Source organism: Arsenophonus nasoniae (genome assembly GCF_004768525.1).
In the GTDB taxonomy this organism is placed as follows: Bacteria; Pseudomonadota; Gammaproteobacteria; order Enterobacterales; family Enterobacteriaceae; genus Arsenophonus; species Arsenophonus nasoniae.
This window is the reverse complement of sequence record NZ_CP038613.1, coordinates 1,083,167-1,102,551: the sequence shown is the minus strand read 5'-3', so window position 1 is coordinate 1,102,551 and position 19,385 is coordinate 1,083,167. Positions and strand designations below refer to the sequence as shown.

General features: G+C 39.1%; 15 protein-coding genes, 5 tRNA genes and 2 pseudogenes. 11 read left to right on the top strand and 11 right to left on the bottom strand.

The features are described 5' to 3' along the window. Positions 1–66: 66 nt before the first annotated feature. The 4 genes from istB to ArsFIN_RS05270 all read right to left on the bottom strand — a co-directional run bounded on the left by istB (position 67) and on the right by ArsFIN_RS05270 (position 3,597). Entirely contained in the window at positions 67–828 is a 762-nt protein-coding gene (istB, locus tag ArsFIN_RS05285) for an IS21-like element helper ATPase IstB (protein ID WP_135677409.1), read from the bottom strand. Beyond that, positions 815–1,855 carry an IS21 family transposase gene (gene istA / locus ArsFIN_RS05280; protein ID WP_135677417.1) on the bottom strand — a complete coding sequence of 347 codons (1,041 nt, stop codon included), beginning with the start codon at positions 1,853–1,855 and terminating at the stop codon, positions 815–817. The genes istB and istA overlap by 14 nt, the downstream gene beginning before the upstream one ends. A gap of 65 nt (positions 1,856–1,920) precedes the next feature. Beyond that, positions 1,921–2,331: a hypothetical protein gene (locus tag ArsFIN_RS05275; protein WP_135677530.1), complete on the bottom strand. Its 411-nt coding sequence runs from the start codon at positions 2,329–2,331 to the stop codon at positions 1,921–1,923. Positions 2,332–2,403: 72 nt separating this feature from the next. Continuing rightward, positions 2,404–3,597 (bottom strand): RNA-guided endonuclease InsQ/TnpB family protein, encoded by a 1,194-nt coding sequence (locus tag ArsFIN_RS05270; protein ID WP_246067346.1) that lies wholly within the window; start codon positions 3,595–3,597, stop codon positions 2,404–2,406. Between the two features lie 107 nt (positions 3,598–3,704). Between ArsFIN_RS05270 and tnpA the strand changes: the two genes are divergently transcribed. Beyond that, positions 3,705–4,130 (top strand): IS200/IS605 family transposase, encoded by a 426-nt coding sequence (tnpA, locus tag ArsFIN_RS05265; RefSeq protein WP_135677529.1) that lies wholly within the window; start codon positions 3,705–3,707, stop codon positions 4,128–4,130. 110 nt (positions 4,131–4,240) lie between these two features. Here the strand turns inward: tnpA and glnS are convergent, their stop codons facing one another. Together glnS and nagE are read right to left on the bottom strand one after the other, a co-directional pair. Next, positions 4,241–5,905, bottom strand: a complete 1,665-nt coding sequence (glnS, locus tag ArsFIN_RS05260) for a glutamine--tRNA ligase (protein ID WP_026823738.1) — start codon at positions 5,903–5,905, stop codon at positions 4,241–4,243. A gap of 210 nt (positions 5,906–6,115) precedes the next feature. Continuing rightward, positions 6,116–8,137 (bottom strand): N-acetylglucosamine-specific PTS transporter subunit IIBC, encoded by a 2,022-nt coding sequence (nagE, locus tag ArsFIN_RS05255; protein ID WP_026823737.1) that lies wholly within the window; start codon positions 8,135–8,137, stop codon positions 6,116–6,118. A 337-nt stretch (positions 8,138–8,474) separates the two neighbouring features. Here nagE and nagB point away from each other — a divergent pair. The 10 genes and pseudogenes from nagB to ArsFIN_RS05205 all read left to right on the top strand — a co-directional run bounded on the left by nagB (position 8,475) and on the right by ArsFIN_RS05205 (position 14,419). Further along, positions 8,475–9,279: pseudogene (gene nagB / locus ArsFIN_RS05250) on the top strand (glucosamine-6-phosphate deaminase). A 99-nt stretch (positions 9,280–9,378) separates the two neighbouring features. Beyond that, positions 9,379–10,539 carry an N-acetylglucosamine-6-phosphate deacetylase gene (gene nagA / locus ArsFIN_RS05245; protein ID WP_135677528.1) on the top strand — a complete coding sequence of 387 codons (1,161 nt, stop codon included), beginning with the start codon at positions 9,379–9,381 and terminating at the stop codon, positions 10,537–10,539. A gap of 15 nt (positions 10,540–10,554) precedes the next feature. Next, a complete protein-coding gene (nagC, locus tag ArsFIN_RS05240) occupies positions 10,555–11,775 on the top strand; it encodes a DNA-binding transcriptional regulator NagC (protein WP_026823734.1) in 1,221 nt (406 codons plus the stop codon). A 512-nt stretch (positions 11,776–12,287) separates the two neighbouring features. Beyond that, positions 12,288–12,364: transfer RNA gene (locus tag ArsFIN_RS05235), tRNA-Met, on the top strand. A 6-nt stretch (positions 12,365–12,370) separates the two neighbouring features. After that, positions 12,371–12,455 (top strand) — tRNA-Leu (locus ArsFIN_RS05230). Positions 12,456–12,484: 29 nt separating this feature from the next. After that, positions 12,485–12,559: transfer RNA gene (locus tag ArsFIN_RS05225), tRNA-Gln, on the top strand. A 36-nt stretch (positions 12,560–12,595) separates the two neighbouring features. After that, positions 12,596–12,670, top strand: a tRNA-Gln gene (locus ArsFIN_RS05220). Between the two features lie 38 nt (positions 12,671–12,708). Next, positions 12,709–12,783 (top strand) — tRNA-Gln (locus ArsFIN_RS05215). A 385-nt stretch (positions 12,784–13,168) separates the two neighbouring features. Continuing rightward, on the top strand, positions 13,169–13,945 hold the full coding sequence (locus ArsFIN_RS05210) for a Rha family transcriptional regulator (protein ID WP_135677527.1): 777 nt from the start codon (positions 13,169–13,171) through the stop codon (positions 13,943–13,945). A gap of 144 nt (positions 13,946–14,089) precedes the next feature. After that, a complete protein-coding gene (locus ArsFIN_RS05205) occupies positions 14,090–14,419 on the top strand; it encodes a hypothetical protein (RefSeq protein WP_135677526.1) in 330 nt (109 codons plus the stop codon). Between the two features lie 6 nt (positions 14,420–14,425). Here the strand turns inward: ArsFIN_RS05205 and ArsFIN_RS05200 are convergent, their stop codons facing one another. The 5 genes and pseudogenes from ArsFIN_RS05200 to ArsFIN_RS05185 all read right to left on the bottom strand — a co-directional run bounded on the left by ArsFIN_RS05200 (position 14,426) and on the right by ArsFIN_RS05185 (position 19,367). Beyond that, a complete protein-coding gene (locus ArsFIN_RS05200) occupies positions 14,426–14,869 on the bottom strand; it encodes a tail fiber assembly protein (protein ID WP_246067344.1) in 444 nt (147 codons plus the stop codon). A gap of 2 nt (positions 14,870–14,871) precedes the next feature. Continuing rightward, positions 14,872–15,120 carry a gp53-like domain-containing protein gene (locus ArsFIN_RS28735; protein ID WP_407062033.1) on the bottom strand — a complete coding sequence of 83 codons (249 nt, stop codon included), beginning with the start codon at positions 15,118–15,120 and terminating at the stop codon, positions 14,872–14,874. A 434-nt stretch (positions 15,121–15,554) separates the two neighbouring features. Beyond that, positions 15,555–15,897: pseudogene (locus tag ArsFIN_RS27205) on the bottom strand (phage head-binding domain-containing protein); the annotation flags it as partial. A gap of 57 nt (positions 15,898–15,954) precedes the next feature. After that, the gene (locus ArsFIN_RS05190; protein ID WP_135677523.1) at positions 15,955–18,090 is read right to left on the bottom strand and encodes a hypothetical protein; all 2,136 of its coding nucleotides are present in this window, start codon (positions 18,088–18,090) and stop codon (positions 15,955–15,957) included. 2 nt (positions 18,091–18,092) lie between these two features. After that, positions 18,093–19,367 (bottom strand): phage DNA ejection protein, encoded by a 1,275-nt coding sequence (locus ArsFIN_RS05185; protein ID WP_246067343.1) that lies wholly within the window; start codon positions 19,365–19,367, stop codon positions 18,093–18,095. Positions 19,368–19,385 lie beyond the last annotated feature (18 nt).

Sequence of the window (19,385 nt, the reverse complement as noted above, 5' to 3'; positions counted from 1 at the left end):
TCAACGATCACCGAAAACTGATCCACTTTTTATCTAAATCCGATCAATCAAAATTGATCCACTGTTTTACTCAGTTATTGCTCCTGAGCGCCGCTTATCTTTCAATCGGTAGCTTTCACCGCTTAATTGCAGTACATGCGAATGATGAAGTAAACGATCAAGCATAGCGGCAGTTAATGTTGCGTCATCAGCAAAAGCACTTGGCCATTGCCCAAATGATAGGTTACTCGTCAATATGACACTGCCATGCTCATAACGCTTGGCAATCACATTGAAAAACAGGTTTGCTTCTTCTCGCCCAAACGGCAGGTATCCAATTTCATCGATAATCAACAACTTCGGGGCCATCACCGAACGTGATAGATATTGTTTGAGCTTATTTTGTCGTTTGGCAGTTGAGAGTTGCAACATCAGTTCAGCTGCCGTGGTAAAGCGGGTTTTCTTCTTGGCCTGTACTGCTTTTAATCCTAACCCAATAGCTAAATGCGTTTTGCCTACACCGCTTGGGCCAAGCAACACGACATTTTCATTACGTTCAATAAACGTTAATGCGCTTAATTCCTGTATGTGTTGTTTGGGGATCCCCGTTGCAAACTTAAAATCGAACGTATTAAGTTCTTTATGTGCTGGGAATCCTGCCATCCGACTCAAAAGATTACGAGTTCGTTCATCTCGTTGTTGTTGCTCACATTTTAACAGGGACAGTAAAAACTCTCCGTAGCTTTTGTCTTGGGCAATGCATTTTTCGGCAAGTGATGACCAATGAGTCGGAATAGAATTTAATTTCAATGACTCACACAGGTGTTCAATTTGTTCATGCAATAACATGTTCACCTCCCAGTAATGCTTCGTATACGCTGATTGAGTGTTGCAAACTGACAGATTCAAGGGGCGGTACGATAGGGATATTAAGCGTATTAGTCTGTGGGATAGATTGGCAAACCCTTGCTGGTAAGGGTAGAAGAGACTTAACTTCCTTAGCTAATCTATCTGCTGGCTTCTCTAACGTTGTTCCATGAATTCGCTGATGGGCAACGCGTTGTAACCATGGACCCACTTTTGCATTAGCTATTTCAATATCCAGTTCAAGATTATGAGCACGAAGGTCGGTGTTTAATGGCACGATAAAGCTGTTTTTTAAATAGTGGTTAAAGCGCTCTACTTTCCCTTTCGTTTTTGCCCTGTAGGGCTTGCAAGCCTTCAATTTAAACCCGTAATCTTTCGACATTTGAAGCATTTCGACATGTAATTTATGATCACCTTCTGCATAAGCATCCCGTTCGATGATGAGGGATTTTGCGTTATCACACAATACTTCCTGTGGTACACCACCAAAGTAGTCGAAAGCTTCTCTTAAACCTTGCTGCCACGATTCTGCTCGTTCATTATCAAAGAACTTTACATAACTCGCACGCGAATAGCCTAGCGTTGCAACAAACGCTTTCAGCGATTTTTTACCTCGCCGGATGCTGGTGAAGTCGATTTGCATTTGTTGACCTGGCTGTGTTTCAAAACGGACGACTACTTCGGGAACAATGCTTGGTTTAAATTGACAAACAAATCGGCGTAATTGAGCAATACCACCTTGATAGCCGTTTTCAACTACCTCATCAAATAAGACTGTTGCAGGGATCCAATCAGGTTTAGCCAGTTCAATTCGCTGAAGCAAATAAGGCTTAAAGGGGGATAATTTAGTCGGTTGTTGACTTCTTTTAGCATAAGTTGGCATTGTCTGTTGTTGTAAATGATGTTTTACGGTGTTACGGGATATACCCAACTCACTGGCAATTTTTCGAAGGCTTTGTCCTTGTGCAAAGCGAACATGAATATCCACAAATATCTCCTTGGTTAACATAAATTATCCGTACAAAAATGTGCGAATAATACCAAGTGGATCAGTTTTAGATGATCGTTAGTGGATCAGTTTTGCATGATCGGTGACATATAAGCGACTAAGCCGGTTTTACTATCGTTTAATAAACCATGCTGTGGATTCAGTTTTATATTGGTCTTTTTAGACAGGAACCGGGCCAATTCACGCTCGATCCCCCACTGAGTGGCTTCTAAAGTCGTAAAGTCACGGCTGTAAACAAAATCAGCTAATAGCGCATCATGATAATGTTGCTCGATGTTGGCTTTATCTACCAACAAACTTAATTTTTGACAAGTATGCAACTCATTTAGTGGCGTTTTTTGTCGTGATATTTCAACATTACTATTATAAATATTTTTTAATGGAGGGAGGTAATTGCATTTAGAAGATATCAGTTGCGATTTCTTAGGCAAAAACACATTTTTTACTAAACAGTTTGAATTGATAAAGTTCGGCATGGCCTAACATCCTTATTAATAGCCAATAGTTCTGTTTAATAATTATATTTGCCAAAGAGTGGTTATCTTGTTTTAACCAACTAGAAATCTATGACTAAAAGCCATATTTTTCTGGTGACTGCTCCCCGCCGTAAACGGCGAGGCTTCCCACTTCTCAGACCGCAACCGTCTTACGACGGATTCGCGCTGGTCTCCATGGGCTGAAACGACGTGTCCCGCCGCTTGTAATTCCAATATACCCTTGTGTCGGATATTGATTGCCGCATTGATATCGCGGTCATGTTCAACTCCACATTCAGGGCATTGCCAGATACGCTTATGTAGTGGCATTTCTGACATTTTGTAACCACAGCAATGACAGGTTTTCGTACTGGCAAACCATTGATCCAATTTTACCAGATGTATGCCTTTTTCTGCGGCTTTATATTCCAGTTTTGTGATAAAACCATGCCAGCTTGCATCACCGATAGCGCGTGCCAGACAGCGGTTTTTCATCATGTTCGCCGATTTCAGTGTCTCTACTATTACCGCTTGGTTTTCGTCAACAATTGCACGAGAGAGTTTGTGTTGAAAATCAGCACGGGCATTCGCTACCCGTTCGTGTACACCTGCAAGCTGTATTCGGGCTTTACGGCGATTAGTACTCCCTTTTTGCTTGCGAGATAAGGCTTTTTGTTTTCGACGTAGGTTATGGCTGGCATTGATAAGGTGGCGCGGATTAGCAATCTTATTGCCGTCTGATTTGATGGCGTAATGACTCAGCACTACATCAAGCCCCGTGATATTTGATATCAATACTGGCTTTGAGGGTACTTCTACCCCGTCATCACACAGTAGTGACGCATAGTATTTCCCTGTTGCGCTTCGACTCAGTGTGATGCTTTTCACCTTACCGGTAATCTCTCGGTGAATATTCGCTCTGATAGCCGGGATTTTAGGGATCTTGATAGTGTCGTTGGTGATTTTCAGATTACTGCAATGGTAGCTGGATTGCGCCCCGTGTTTCCGTTTGAATTTCGGATATTTTGCCCGCTTATCAAAGAAGTTTTTGAAAGCCTGATCCAGATTCTGTAATGCCACCTGTAACGCATTACTGTCAGCCTGTTTTATCCATCCATAGCGACGGGATTTTTTTGCAATAGGCAACAAAGGCTGAATGTGTTTGATGTTACTCAGAGAAACGCCGTATCGCTTATACCAGTGAGTACGGATATGCAGAGCTTTATTGTACACAAAACGCACCGCTCCGAACTGTTTTTCCAGCAATTCAGCCTGTTCTTACGTTGGATAAATGCGTACTTTTGTTGCTCTATACATAATAAGTGCTCTTATATACAATCAATATAAAATAATCTTCCAAGAAGGTTTTGTAAATGAGTGCTCAAGATAAAACTTTTCCCGATTACCTTCGCCGCCGTCATTCGGTAACGAAACTTGTTGTACACCTGATTTTCTGTACTAAGTACCGACGTAAGTTGTTAGACGGTGCAATGATCGCCCAGATACGGGAAGCAATGCACCATGCCGCCAAACGGCTTGAGATAGATATTCTTGAAGTGGATGGAGAAGCGGATCACATTCATGTTCTGGTGGGATATCCGCCAAAGTTATCGGTTAGTGTTCTGGTAAATAACCTGAAATCGATCAGCAGCAGAATGGTACGACAACAAAATAGTCACCTGATAAAGCAGTCTAATACTGGCGTTCTCTGGTCACGTTCTTACTTCGCCTGTAGTTCTGGCGGTGCAACAATCGAAACACTGAAAACGTATGTAGAATCGCAGAAAACACCTGATTAGCATCCCTTATATCCCGGCCCGCATTGGGCGAGGATTTACGGGGCAATTGTTAATAAAAAAGCGTGGTTATCAACCACGCTTTTTATAGTCACTATCAATGATATAATTTCTTAGCTGGCTATTTTTGCCCAACTATCTCTTAACCCTACCGTACGATTAAATACCAATTGTTCGGCAGTATGGTCATGGTTATCGGCACAAAAATAGCCCTCGCGTTCAAACTGATAAGCTTTTCCAGCTTGCGCGTTAATTAAACTTGGTTCAACAAACCCATGCCGAATCACTAAAGAATCTGGATTAAAAGCGGCTAAAAAGTCCTCTTCTGCCGCAGGATTAGGCACAGTAAATAAGCGATCATACAACCTGATTTCTGCTGGCAGAGCATGTAATGCACTTACCCAATGGATAACTCCTTTGACTTTACGTCCGTCGGCAGGATCCTTATTTAAGGTATCAACATCATAAGTACAATAAATCGTGGTAATATTACCTGCAACATCTTTATCAACCCGATTAGCCTGTATAATATAAGCATTACGTAAACGTACCTCTTTACCTAAAACTAAGCGCTTATATTGTCGATTAGCTTCTTCACGAAAATCAGCCCGATCAATATAAAGCTCTCGACTAAATGGTACTTGACGAGTGCCCATCTCAGGTTTATTCGGGTGATTATACATTGTCAGCATTTGCTCATCAGCGGGCATGTTTTCAATCACTAACTTTATCGGATCTAATACCGCCATGGCTCGTGGTGCATTTTCATTTAGATCATCACGAATGCAAGACTCCAATGCTGCCATTTCAACCATATTATCTTGCTTGGTAACACCAATACGGCGACAAAACTCACGAATTGATGCAGCCGTATAGCCACGACGACGTAAACCTGAAATAGTTGGCATTCTAGGATCATCCCAGCTTGCAACCCTATTTTCTGTCACTAACTGATTTAGTTTACGTTTTGACATCACCGTATAGGCAAGATTTAGACGTGAAAACTCATACTGTCTTGGATGACAATCAATGGTAATATTATCTAATACCCAATCATACAAGCGGCGATTATCCTGAAATTCCAGGGTACAAAGTGAGTGAGTAATCCCTTCTAATGCGTCCGAAATACAATGGGTAAAATCATACATTGGATAAATACACCATTTATTACCTGATTGGTGGTGCTCAGCATATTTTATTCGATATAACACCGGATCACGCATAACTATAAAAGGAGATGACATATCAATTTTAGCGCGCAGACAGGCCTTACCCTCTTCAAATCCGCCCGCTCGCATCTTGTCAAATAGCTGCAAATTTTGCTCAATACTGCGATCACGATATGGACTATTTTTACCTGGCTGCTTTAAAGTTCCTCGATATTCACGAATAGCATCAGGACTTAATTCATCAACATACGCTAAGCCTTTTTTAATCAGCTCAATGGCATATTGATAAAGGTCATCAAAATAATCGGACGAATATTTAACGTTACCACTCCAATTAAAGCCTAACCACTTCACATCTTCTTGAATAGAATTAACATATTCGACATCTTCTTTAACTGGATTAGTATCATCAAAACGCAAATTGCATTGACCCTGATAATCCTTAGCAATACCAAAATTCAGACAGATTGATTTCGCATGACCAATATGCAAATAACCATTTGGTTCAGGTGGAAAACGGGTATGTACATGAGTATGTTTACCTGTAGCCAAATCTTCATCAATAATCTGGCGAATGAAATTTGTTGGGCGAGTATCTGCCTCATTCATTGTCATAGTTCCTCAATGCAAAAGCATGTTAATAACGCTTTTATCATCTACGATATCCGAATTAGAAACAACCGTTTATTAACACATATTATTAGGCTTTATTAAATTAATAAAAAGCGCATAAAGGAAAAACGGGAGGTTCATAACCCTTCCCGTTTTATCCATTATTAATTCTACGATTATTATATCAAATCATAATAATAAAACACATTACTTCAATATATCATAAATTGGCGTTATTCCCGCGATTACTTCACCCGTTGCCACGATTGTCAATCCCTGATAATCATCAATATTACTGATAATAATTGGGCTTATCATTGATTTAGCATGCTGCTCTAAGTAAGGTAGATCTAGTTTCAGGATAGGCTGACCTACCTTTACGACACTATTTTCTGCAACTAAACGCTCGCATCCTTGCCCCTTTAATGCCACAGTATCAATCCCCATGTGAACGATCACTTCAACACCTTCATTAGTTTCAATACAGAAAGCATGATTAGTAGCAAAAATTTTTATAATCCTGCCTGCGACAGGTGCTAACACCTCACCATTGGTTGGCTTAATCGCTAAACCATCACCGACAATACGGCTAGAAAAAGCTTCATCAGGAACTTCATCAAGGGAATAAATTTCACCACTAACTGGCGCAACCAGTGTTAAAATCGTTTGCCCAACAGGTTTATTTTTTGCTTTTACTGCGAATTGTCGATTATCTTTCTCAACAAAATTTGATGGTGCAACAACCTCTCTTGCAGCAATCTTTTTCATTGCTTCTGCAATCATTTCTGCTCGCGTTCCAACAATAATTTGCACATTATGTTTATTTAAACGAATAATGCCTGATGCACCCAATTTTTTTACCAAATCATCATTAACAATATCAACGGTTTTAACGCCTAGACGTAAACGAGTAATACAAGCATCGATTACTGTTAGATTATCTGTTCCACCTACCGCCGCAAGATATTGGTATGCTTCATGGGTAATATCTTTATCGCTGATCATGATATCTTTATCATAATCATCAATCTCTTGTTCATCATTTGTCATTTCACGACCAGGCGTGATTAAATTGAACTTATTAATCACAAAACGAAATATGACATAATATAAACAAAAGAAAATTAAACCCTGGAAAATCAACATATACCAATTTACTGCTAATGGATTATGACTCTGCAGCAACATATCGACTAAACCGGCACTAAAGCCAAAACCCGAAATCCAGTGCATTTCTGCCGCAATATAAACAGAAAATCCCGTTAATAGCGCATGGATGACATAAAGAATTGGCGCAACAAACATGAATGAAAATTCAAGCGGCTCAGTAATGCCAGTAAAAAAGGCGGCGAAAGCTCCTGCCATCATAATACCCGCGACTTTTGCTTTATTTTCCGGGCGGGCACAGTGGTAAATGGCCAATGCCGCGCCAGGCAAACCAAACATCATAATGGGGAAAAATCCAGCTTGATAACGCCCAGTAATTCCTTTTTCGGCCATACCTGCTGCCAACGATTTAGCTCCCGCCAAAAAGTTGGGAATATCATTAATGCCCGCCACATCAAACCAAAATACTGAATTTAATGCATGATGTAATCCAACCGGGATCAACAGGCGATTGAAAAAAGCATAAATACCGGCGCCTAATGAACCCAAATCTTTAATATTTTCACCAAACACCACTAATACATTATAGATGAATGGCCAAACATACATCAAAACGAAGGACACCAGGATCATCAAAAATGAGGTCAATATAGGTACTAAACGACGGCCACTAAAGAACGACAAAGCTTTTGGTAACTCGACACCACTATAGCGATTATAAAGTTCCGCAGCCAATACACCAACCAATATCCCGATAAACTGATTATTAATTTTGCTAAATGCCGCTGGGACCTGCTCGCTAGCAACGCCCATAATCATCGAAAAAGCAGTCGGAGAACATAGGGTGGTTACTACTAAAAAACCAACAAAACCGGTTAATGCCGCTGAACCATCTTTATCTTTCGACAAACCATAAGCAACACCAATTGCAAACAGTATTGACATATTATCTATAATTGCCGCGCCTGATTTGATCAATAAAGCGGCAATGGTACTATTAGCCCCCCAACCGTTAGGATCAATCCAATAACCAATCCCCATTAAAATCGCAGCGGCAGGTAACACAGCAACAGGTACCATAAGAGCACGACCTATTCGCTGCAAATAACTTAACACATTCACTCTGTTTTCCCCTTGAATAACCTCATTGCTGAGATCTTATGAATAAATATTATAAATATTCAATTTTTTGCATATATTATCATTAAGTCACTGAGACTCACAAATTAAATCAGCTAAAGTTGTGATAAAAGTCTAAATGTCACTCTGTTATTTGATTAAAATAGTGGCTAAACAAAAAATCTTTTTTTTTTATTAAAAATATCTTATTTTTACTAGATTTCAGACCTTAACAAATAGACAATCTTTGCGTTATAAAAACTGAATTAATAGCAAAGAATAATATAAAATCATTAAAATATAGCTGATATGCAGCAAAATTAAGTGAGGTAAAAAAATAATGAGGCTTATTCCTCTAACAACGGCAAAAGATGTTGGTCTTTTCCGCTAATTACATTGCAAATAAAATTAATCAATTCAATCCAACGGCTGCACATCCATTTGTATTAGGACTACCTACAGGCGGAACACCTCTCGCTACTTACCATGAGCTGATTAATATTTTTAAGGCGGGTAAAGTTAGTTTTAAAAATGTGGTTACATTTAATATGGATGAATATGTCGGGATCCCGAAAGATCATCCCCAAAGCTATCATACTTTTATGTATGAAAATTTCTTTAACCATATCGATATCACGAAGAATAATATTAATTTACTTGATGGTAATGCAAAAGATATCGATGCTGAATGTAAACAGTACGAAGATAAAATCAAGTCGTATGGTAAAATACATCTATTTATGGGGGGTGTTGGTAGTGATGGCCATATTGCCTTCAATGAACCCGCTTCATCGCTATCTTCTCGAACCAGGATCAAAACGCTGACACCAGAGACCCGACAGGCAAATTCACGTTTTTTTGCCAACAATATTGATCTAGTACCTAAATATGCTGTCACGGTTGGTGTAGGGACCCTCCTTGATGCGGAAGAAATTCTAGTTCTGGCCACCGGTGCCAATAAGGCATTAGCCGTTGAAGCAGCGGTAGAAGGCTCGATTAACCATATGTGGACGATTAGTTGCCTACAAATGCATGCAAAATCAGCACTGGTTTGTGATGAACCAGCAACCCTTGAGTTAAAAGTAAAAACTTTGAAATATTTCCGTCAATTAGAATCTGACATCATTAATCAATATGCTAGTTAAATTAAGATAGTAAAATTTAATACTATCGACTAGCCAGAAATAGGCTAATAATTTGATAGATTATCCTATTTTTTGTCCATAACAGAAGAGTAAAATATCATGTATGCATTAACCAACTGCATTATTTATACCGGTTATGAAAAACTGGACAATCATGCAGTTATTATTGAAAAAGAACAAATAAAACAGGTTTGTCCAATTGCAGAATTACCTCAGGATATTGAAATTCGTGATCTACAAAATGCTATTCTAGCGCCAGGATTTATTGATCTACAAGTTAATGGCTGCGGTGGTGTACAGTTCAATGATAATCCAGCAGATATCTCAATTAAAACGCTGGAAATTATGCAAAAAACAAATGAACGAAATGGCTGTACCAGTTTCCTACCTACATTGATCACCAGCCCTGATCCGTTGATTAAAACAGCCATAGAAACGATGCGTGACTATCTGGCCAAATATAAAAACCAGGCATTAGGGCTACATATTGAAGGGCCTTACATTAACCCAGTGAAAAAAGGTACGCATAATACCGAATATATTCGTAAGCCTTCTGCCGAAATGATCAACTATTTATGTCAAAATGCTGATGTGATCACTAAAATTACTTTAGCACCAGAAATTGTTGCCGAGAAATATATTTACCAATTAGTTGCAGCCGGTATTGTTGTTTCAGCTGGTCATTCCAATGCAACTTATGAAGAGGCACAGAATGGTTTCAAAGCAGGTATTCAATTCTCAACCCATCTTTTCAATGCTATGCCTGCTATTTCAGGTCGAGCGCCTGGATTAGTTGGTGCTATTTACAATACACCTAATGTATATGCTGGAATTATTGCCGATGGATTACACGTTCACTGGGCTAATATTCGTGATAGTAAACAATTGAAAGATGATAAATTAATTCTAGTAACAGATGCTACCGCACCTGCTGGACTTGATCCTAATGGCAATGAAATGGATTATTTTACCTTTGCAGGTAAAAGCATATATTATCGTGATGGATTATGTGTTGATAAAAATGGTACATTAAGCGGTTCATCCTTAACGATGATAGATGCTGTGAAAAATAGTGTTGAACATGTAGGTATTGCATTAGATGAAGCGCTACGAATGGCTACACTTTATCCCGCTCGTGCTATTGGTGTCGACAAAAAACTTGGGAGCATAGAAAAAGATAAAGTTGCCAATCTTATCGTATTTAATCGCGACTTCATTATCCGTAAAACCATTGTTAATGGCCGTGAAATCGAACTGTAACGAGCATATATACTTATGAGTCACAATTACATTTTGAAGCAAATTGGTAATATTGATTTAGTTAAACAATTAAATAGTGCAGTAGTATATCGAATTATTGATCAAAAAGGCCCTATTTCTCGAATTCAGATCTCAGAACAAAGCCAATTGGCGCCTGCCAGTGTAACCAAAATAACGCGCCAATTACTTGAGCGCGGTTTAATTAAAGAAGTCGCCCAACAAGCCTCCACCGGTGGTCGCCGCCCCATCTCAATTATTTCTGAACATCACCTTTTTCATAGCATTGGCGTGAGATTAGGTCGTCGTGATTGTACATTAGCACTTTACGCCTTAAACGGCAAAATGCTCGCTGAAACGCATTCACCATTACCCGAAACCGGCCAGCAAGAAATAGAAAATCATTTAATTGCAGCTATTGAAAATTTCATTCAACAACATCAACGCCCTAATCGCGAGTTGATTGCCATTTCAGTTATTTTACCTGGTTTAGTCAATCCACAAGCAGGAATTGTCCATTATATGCCCCATATAAAAGTACATAACTGGCAGTTACTGCGTAATCTGAAAGAGCATTTCAAAATGACCTGTTTTATCGGTCACGACATTCGTAGTTTTGCACTGGCAGAACATTATTTCGGTGCGACGCAAAATTGCGCCGATTCAATTTTTGTACGCATCCATCATGGCTCTGGGGCTGGTGTGATTATGGGAGGTGAAATTTTATTAAACAACCGTTACAACCTGGGTGAAGTCGGCCATATACAAATAGATCCATTAGGAGAACGGTGTCATTGCGGTAACTTTGGTTGTCTGGAAACAATTGCAGCTAATAGCGCTATTGAAAATAGAATTAGGCAACAACTTGAACAAAATTATCCAAGCCAATTAAAACCAAATAATTGTTCTATTAAAGCAATTTGCCAGGCAGCAAATAAAAACGATCCGTTAGCAATTGAAGTAATTAAACACGTAGGTCATCATCTTGGTAAAGCAATTGCCATTATTATTAACCTATTTAATCCACAAAAAGTCGTCATTGCAGGAGAAATAACAGCAGCCGAAAAAGTTCTCCTACCCGCCATGCAAAACTGTATCAAAACCCAAGCACTAAAAGATTTTCGTAATGATCTACCGATTGTGACTTCACAACTGGTACATAATTCAGCTATTGGCGCTTTCGCCTTAACTAAACGTGCTATGTTAAATGGCGAACTTTTGCAACATTTGCTTGAATAGTAATAACGTTGTAATACATCGTTCGATGCTTTTTATTAGCGGGAATATAAAAAATTTATGTTGCAAACAACATTTTTCTTTTAATTAAAAAAATTTTTAATACACAACAGCAATTATTAATCGCTGCAAAAGTAGCAGCATAGATATACAATATTATGCGTTAATTTGTTCATTTTCGCTTGCGAATAAATTACTCAATAACCATCCCATTTTATCTCAATAAATTAATAAATGCGTTTGGTTGTTAATGAAAATTATCACCATCGTTGAAGTAAAAAGCATCGCTTATTTCATTAGCAAAAATAGCTAACTTAATTAGTTTTTATATTTGACATATCAAGCTATTATTATTTGGCGATAACGCCGTTTTTTTGTCGATTTTATCGACAAAGTGATTACAAGCCAAACAAACAGATATTTTTCTGAGGAAATCGTAAAAAAATCAGTTGACGACTCGGGGCGATATACGCATAATGCGCCCCGCAACACCGATAAAGGTTGTGCAAAAAGATGGCTACGTAGCTCAGCTGGTTAGAGCACAGCACTCATAATGCTGGGGTCACAGGTTCGATTCCCGTCGTAGCCACCATAATTTGCGGGAGTGGCGAAATTGGTAGACGCACCAGATTTAGGTTCTGGCGCCGCAAGGTGTGCGAGTTCAAGTCTCGCCTCCCGCACCATTCTTTATAAAAATTGTTTATAATCTTGTTGGGGTATCGCCAAGCGGTAAGGCACCAGGTTTTGATCCTGGCACTCCCTGGTTCGAATCCAGGTACCCCATCCAATTTATAGATATTGGTTAGTTTATCGTTTATTCAGTTGGGGTATCGCCAAGCGGTAAGGCACCAGGTTTTGATCCTGGCATTCCCAGGTTCGAATCCTGGTACCCCAGCCATATTATAAATTTCAACTATTATCTCAATTATCCCCGATTGGGGTATCGCCAAGCGGTAAGGCACCGGATTCTGATTCCGGCATTCCCAGGTTCGAATCCTGGTACCCCAGCCATATAAATCAATGAGTTACAAAGCTCATCATTTACAAAAAGAATATAAAAAGAATATCCAGTAAGAATATTTTTACTCACAATGATTAAAAAATAACCCACAAAATACCCATTGACGAAAGAAGAAATCATGCGCTATAGTTTACTTGCATCTGCAAAATCAGATGTCGGGATTCGAAACCCCGCTGTGATTATCGCGACATGTACACGCCGCGAGCGTGTTTTTTAATGTCGTAATCTAGCTACATTTCAATGGTGGGCTGGATGGGGCAGCTGAAAAGCTGGCCGTCTGATAATCGCGGTAGTTTCGAACCCTGTTCAGTTCACCACCCAACGAGATTCGAAACCTCTAGGTGGTGGTAAATTCAGATTATCAATGGAGGTCTTATGACACTTCAATTATCCACTATCACCCCTAAAGTTACTATTCATAATGGTAAAGCGATCACTACAACTGACGATGTAGCTCATTACTTTGGCAAACAACATCATCATGTTGTACAAAAAGTAGAATCGCTTGAATGCTCAGAAGAATTTATCACTCGCAACTTTTCGCGAATGATAAAAAACGTACAACTTGCTAAGGGTGCAACTCGTGAAGTCGTTTACTACGAAATGACCAAAGACGGCTTCGTATTCTTGGTGATGGGATTTACAGGCAAAAAAGCGGCTGCCTTTAAAGAAGCCTACATTGCTGAATTTAATCGCATGGAAGCAAAGCTACATTCTGTACCAAAATACCAACCCCAAACAGAAGCCCACGAAAAGTTCAGCAGCAAAGATACCCAAAATCTCGCCCGTATCATTGCGCTTATGACACAAAACTTTCGTTTCAGAGACGCATGGAATAATGCTATCTGGTATGCATTGAGAGAAGTCACCGGCATTCCCTCACCTTACCCAATGGAAGTCAGACTAGTCCCTTCTATCGCTTCTGAATGTGAGCGTATCTGGCATGTAACGGAAGCGCTTCAAGATGTAATAGCCGATGCTGAAAAAACAGCGATTAAGCGCATTATTCGCAAACGTGAGAATGCAGATAGAGTTATCGCTGAGATTGAAACTTTGTTATCTCAGACTACACAGGATAACCAGCTAATGCTAAATGGTGCACTATCAAACTGGCATAAAGCTGAACTCACCTATTTCCTCCAACGCTGCTAATAGGATGCCCCATGGATGGGGCTATATATCATATGTGAGAATGTAGACTTGTAAAAATAAAATGGAAGATATAATGTATTTTATTAATACATCATCGAGATTTTCAATAATCAGAAAATTTCATAATATTAGTAAGGTTATTAAATGTATAAGATTATATGTCTGCTATTGTCTTTAACACTTACTGGTTGTGCAACCTATAAAAAAACATATGCGCCTGATGGTAGAGAAGCATTCAGTATAGACTGCTCAGGTTTAGCCTCAAACTGGGGTGCCTGTCTAAGTAAAGCTGGAGAATTATGTAGCACAAAAGGTTACGATATGTTAACTAACGTAAGTGATGCTGGACATTCATCAACGTTAATGGCAAATAGTAACGCAGATGCTAATGCAATAAGAGCTTCTAGTCAGTCAAATGTTATGGCGATGTCTGGTTCAGTTATAAATCGAAATTTATTGATTACTTGCAAATAACAAAACTCATTCAGGTTTCTTAGGCCAATCAATATCGGGCGCGTTCGAAGTATCAGTACGATAGACATTTAATCGATAAAGTTTCCAATTCCTGAGCTGTGTTATTTCGTCCTCTGTTGCCATCTCCAAATCAACCGCATCTTGCAAGGGGATAATCACGTCAGTTGCCCCCTGCATTAGCACTCTTTTTTCATTCTCAGCATCCGCGATTAATTCTTTCTTTGGTCTAGGAGGGATATCTATCCAAGTGGGATAGCCATCATCAGTACTACCTAGCATTTTACCAAGTGGGGCCTCCGAAAGCGCAAATTCACGATAAACGCTATAGGGGACTGCTTTGGCTTTATCATCCCAGCTACCCGCTTCGATATAATCCTTTTTCATTGAAGCGGCGAACCAGGCTAATTCTCTCTGGCCAAAATAATAAGTTTCTTCGTTTACTAAATTCATAATTACCATCCTATTGCTATCCATCTCATATCAGTGAATGGAGAAGCATTAGATCCCTCAGTGACTTTACTCTGACGCATGTTAAATCCAACTCTATCCGCACTCATTATATTAGGTGCATACATTTGAGATAGATTAGAATTTGAATTGAAATTAGCTAATCCCATTCCGGCTAAGGTATTTGGGAAAGCCATCGGAAATAACTTTCTTGAACTATCATTTCTAGGCACGCTACCCCATTGAATAACCATGCCCGTATTCGGATCTTTCAGCCAACCATTTGCCGATTTATTCGCTATCCATTTTACTGAACTTATTTTTGCATCGACTTCTGTTTTAGTATAGTTATCTTCCTGTATTGCCAGCGCGCCATTTTTATTTGATGGAATGGTGACGACGGCTTTATTTTTATTTTTAGCATCTCTATACACGAAATAGGCATCGCCAGGGGCAGTTTCGAGCAACAGTTTATTCCCATCACCTTTGATACGGGTCAAGCTGGTATAATTACCGTTACTCATTATATTTATCTGCCCAGCAGTGAATTTTTCCCAGGAATCTTTCTTGGCATAATTGTCGTCACAGGCTTTTTGGCTTATCACATCGGTTGTTGAGTCACCTGTCGTTTGTTTAATCGTTCCCTTTAATTTTTCAATATACTGAATATACTTTTCCGCCTGTTCTTTAAATCTATCAGGGTTATACTTTAATATATTTGGAAAATAGAACTGTTGTGCCCCATAAGCATCATAGAGAGCCATTGAGTGGCCTTCTACTGTGACGAATTTGGATATCTGACCGTTATAAACCGGAAAACCAGCCTGATTAATAATAATAGGTTGCGCAACAGGTACATGTGAACCATCTTCATTTTCAATATAAACCTGAATCTGGTTATCGGGTATGGTTGGATCCATATCGATTTTACCGATATAAACCTTACCATTACTGACTGCGGCAAATTTTCTTCTCAATGTGAATAATTGACTTGGCATACTCACAACGACATTAGGTATAATATCTGACATTTTTTCTCCAGATGGGAATTAGGTGTTTATTTATTAAATGATGGAATTTAGATAGGTTTATTCGTGGTTGTTACTTTTTGTCATGCCGCTTATCGTTGCAACAAATCCAAGTCTTGCCATTTGCTGAAACTCTTCACTACTCAACGTGTCACGTAGTACTTTCATCACGGATTTATTTTTAAGAAAACGGTTTTCTGCTGCTTTTATTGCTGCATTGCTTGCCCCAGCATTAACGGCTTTTGTTGCCTCTTGAATTGCTTTTTCAATTGCGTATCTACCACTACGTTTGCTGGCTAAATTTGCAAGTCCAGAATACAGAACTGAACTAGCTAATGATCCTAATACCGAGCCTGCCAATCCTCCACCTGCATAACCCGCAATTGCACCAACGGCTTTATTTTTAAGTGGATCAGAAACAATCTGTAATATTTTAGGTAATTCTCCGTTTAAGGTTTTTAATGCCGGAACAGATCTACCCGTATGTTCAATGCTTTTTAAAGGTTTTGAAGCAGCTTTTGCTAATATTCCATAAGATTCTGCTAGTTTTCCAAGTTCGGGTGAATATTGTCTAATCACGTTAATATTCTGTGGTGTAAGTATGCTTGCTATATGAGAAATCCCTGCCCCTTCTGATTTTCCACCTCTAACACCCTGTGATGCTGCATCCTGCAAGATCGACGCGATCGTTGGTTCATATTCATCCTTTGGAACAGATTTCATTATTTTGTGAAAATCTTTTAAACCTTTTTTTGATGAACTTTGTAACGCAGAAACACCTTTTGTGATTAGAACATCATTTGATAAGTCTCGTCCAAAAATAGCTTCAGCATCTTTTTGTGCAGTTATTCTTGCTTTAGATAACTCATTAGCTTTCGTCCAGTCTTCAAGAAAACCACCCTGTTGTGCCATTTTCTGCATATCTTGCGTTATGGCTTGCCTAACTTCTCCAGCACGTCTAGCCGCATTTGCTTCACCTCTACGGCTATATTTTTCTGCCGCATCAGCAAATTTAGCTCTCCAGGCTTTCATTCCATCAAATGTAATACCCCCTTTTTTATAAGCAGAAACAAATTGCTTCATTTCAGGAGATAAAGGAACGCCGGCAGAATTTTCTGCTTGAATAACCGCATTAGCATTAGCCATTTTCATCTTCTGATTTGGCATCGTAGATCTAACATCATTCCATGCTTTCCACTCTGCATCTCTCATCTCATCCAGATTTGATATAACTCTTCCTTTAATCGTTGCACTTTTTTCTGATGCAGTTCCAGCTTCAGCGCCTAATTCTTCTAAGTTTTTATTCAACTTACTTTTTATTTCATCAAATGCTTTCATCTGGGCGTCTTGTGCAATACCAGGTGTGGAAGATAGAACACCTTCAGTTTGTGCAATACCTGTACTACCTGAACGCATACCTGGTGTTAAAGCGTTAATATCAACACCTGCAACATCAGCTGCTTTAGCAATATCCGGATCTATTTTTGCAGCCTGAGTTGCAATTGATTGGCGACCAGCTTTAGATCTTGCTAGCTGTACAATATCATTTGCCGTGTTAATGTCATTTGATGCCGGAGATACTGTACGTTGCACAAGTGTATTATAAGCCTTCCCTAATATAGGCGTAATAGCTCTGGCTAATCCACTTCCCGCTAGACCCACACCAAAATCAGTCGCTAAACTTTGGGCGTTATCGCGCTGACTATTCTGTGCTAATGCTCCTACTGTATTCTCAGCCACCATATCCGCTAATTTAGTTGCACCACGCTCTAGTCTTCCTGCGTTAGCAACAGAACCTAATGCTGCTGCTGTTCTTTCTGCTCCAACACCAGGAATAAGATAAGGGGCAATTTCAGCACCCAATTTTGCATACGTATCTTGTGGCTTTAAATTATCTGGTAATGCTAATCGCTGTGTAGGTGTATAAGTACCATCACCAATACCTAACTGATTACCTGCCCATGAAGCACCTGACATGAAAGCATCCGCAATTTCAGGGATGATATTGGCTACATTGACACCTGTTTGCAGAAGTCCTTTTCCAGCCTCAGTAATTGGATTAAGCTCTTGATTTTGAGTAGATCGCCTTTGTTGAATTAATCCAGCAATTCGTTGAGCACCATTTGTGTCACCCGCTGAATCAGCATTTCTTAAAGCAGTAAAAAGCTGTTCTTCTGAATAATCATTGATGGCCATGATTACCTCGGTAAATATTTATTTAACAACTCATCATCTGATATATTTGAACTATCAACATTATTAATTTCAGTTGTTTCTACTGGTTTAAAATCAGGATAATTTCTTTTAAATGCATCGCTAACTCTTTTCTTAACACCTTCAGCATAATTTATTATTTTATTAAGATTTTTACGCATTGCCTCAGTTGATTGCTTTCCTGAAATGTTACCTAGATTAGCCTGTAATTGTTGTACTTCAAAATTACTTACATTACCTAAAGCTCCTCCTGTTTTTGAAGCATCTCGCATTGCCTGCAAAACAGCAAAACCCGTTTGTGATCTTAGTGATTCAAGTTGTGCATCAATATCATCAGCTGCGCTGCCAGGAAAATTATAAAATCTACATGGAACTCCTGTCGTTCTCCATAAGCTCGGATTATCTCTTATGGCTTTAGCTTCTTGAGCTAATCTATCTAGTTGTTGAACGCCATTATCTAAAGCTAATTTAGCCTGTGTTTGTGTTTGATTTTTTTTCTCTTTTGCTTCATTTAGTTTTTGTTTATTCGCTTCTATTTTCTGCTCTAATTCCTGTCTTCTAAGATCATCCGTTTCTTTTTGTGCCTGTCTGTCTAAAGATTTACTGGCTAGCTCCGCTCTTTTTATTTCTCTATCTAAAGCAGCATTTTGTGCAGAAATGTTCTGTCCTCGCTGAGTTAAACTTTCACTTGCACGATTACTCCGTTCTGTTTCTGCAAGCTTATTTCTATCAATATCACGGCCTTCTATTTTATCTTGAATATCAAAATATTTTTCTGGCCCCAATGCATGCATACCAATTAAATCAGTAATCTGATCAAATTGTTTTGGATCTTGTTTGAAGGATAAAAACGCTTCTTCAGGCGATAATCCCATTTGATTTAATATTGGCGCATTTTTTTGTAATGATGACATTAACGATTGATCACCGCTTTTCGCAGCAAGACGTAAATCCATTGCTGCCTGACCAATCATCTGATTTCTATCCTGATCAATAAAACCCATCCCTTTTTGAAGGCGCTCGATTTGTTCAGGATGCGCCGCTGCCAATTGTTTCATTGCATCACGATCATTAACCGCATAAGCCTGACCAAATGATTTCATAAAATCCGCTTCTGACTGCTTTTTTTCTCTTGCTTGCAAATTGTCGTAAATTGACCCTATACCTTGTGCCAACATAACACCCGTATTAGGGCTTTCCGCATATTGAGGTGCTACTGGCAAGCCTAATCCACCCGCAGTTTGATTAGATACTTGCATACTAGGTAAACCAGCAAG